Origin of the sequence: Hyphomonas beringensis (assembly GCF_000682755.1) — a bacterium.
GTDB lineage: Bacteria > Pseudomonadota > Alphaproteobacteria > Caulobacterales > Hyphomonadaceae > Hyphomonas > Hyphomonas beringensis.
In genome coordinates this window covers 1-945 of sequence record NZ_AWFF01000090.1, presented here as the reverse complement: position 1 = coordinate 945, position 945 = coordinate 1, and the positions used below count along the sequence as shown (strand labels likewise).

Genomic DNA, 945 nt, shown 5'->3' with positions numbered 1-945 from the left:
TCGAACCCGTCTCCATTATTCGCTTAAGACCTGCAGGTCTTAAGCGACGAGAAGGTCGCGCCACTCGCGAAGCGCGGCGTTTCGTTTCTGTTTGAGCCGGGTTCTTCCAGTATGGGAATTACTCAACAGTTTGCGCCACGGGGCGCCTATCGCAGTCTTGTCCTATGGCGCAGTCCTCGGGCTCGCCGTCGGCTTCATCCTGCTCTGTCGTTTCAGAGGCGCTTTCGGCCTCATTCAGTGCACCGAGTTCCGGTTCCCGGTCATTGCCTTCCGAGAGCCCCGAATCCGGGGTCACGGGAGCATTGATGACGAACAGGCTGGCCTCATTGGTCACAGGCAACTCAGATGTTGGCTGCTCCGGTGAGGGCTGCTCTGGCGATGGCTGCTCCGGTGAGGGCTGCTCCGGTGAGGGCTGCTCCGGTGAGGGCTGCTCCGGTGAGGGCTGCTCAGCGGCCGCCTGGACCGTCAGGGTGCCGCTTTCAAAGCTGAACTGATAGCCCTGCTCGCTGGCCAACGTACCGGCTGCGGACAGAATCTCGAATGTGCCCACATCGGATGTCTCTGTCGCAGTCGTTGTCAAAGACGGAGCGCCCGCCAGATCAGACACGCCATCCCCCGTCTCAAACCCGGAAATACGATACGTGAATGTTGGATTGTCCTCGCCATAGGCCCGGCTGGCGTCATCTGCCGTAACCGTCAGTATCGGTGCATAGCGGAACGCCACGAAATTGGCGCCCGGATCGAGGGCATCATAGGCTGCGTTATCGGTGACATTGTAGCGACGCAGATAAGATCCCAGCACGCCACTATCCACGTCGGCAGGCGTATCTGCATAGATCCCGTAATGGCCACCACCCGACAGAACCAGCCCGCTACCGCCGGCGAGATTGATCACCTCCCCGTTCAGCGCGGCCAGATCGATCGCGCGGCCAGTGCCTGATGCGG

The 945-nt window shown here is 60.8% G+C and carries 1 protein-coding gene; it reads right to left on the bottom strand.

Annotated features, from left to right (window positions below):
• Window positions 1–118 precede the first annotated feature (118 nt).
• A partial coding sequence (locus HY29_RS19430) for an MBG domain-containing protein (RefSeq protein ID WP_034799225.1) occupies window positions 119–945 on the bottom strand: 827 nt, incomplete at its 5' end.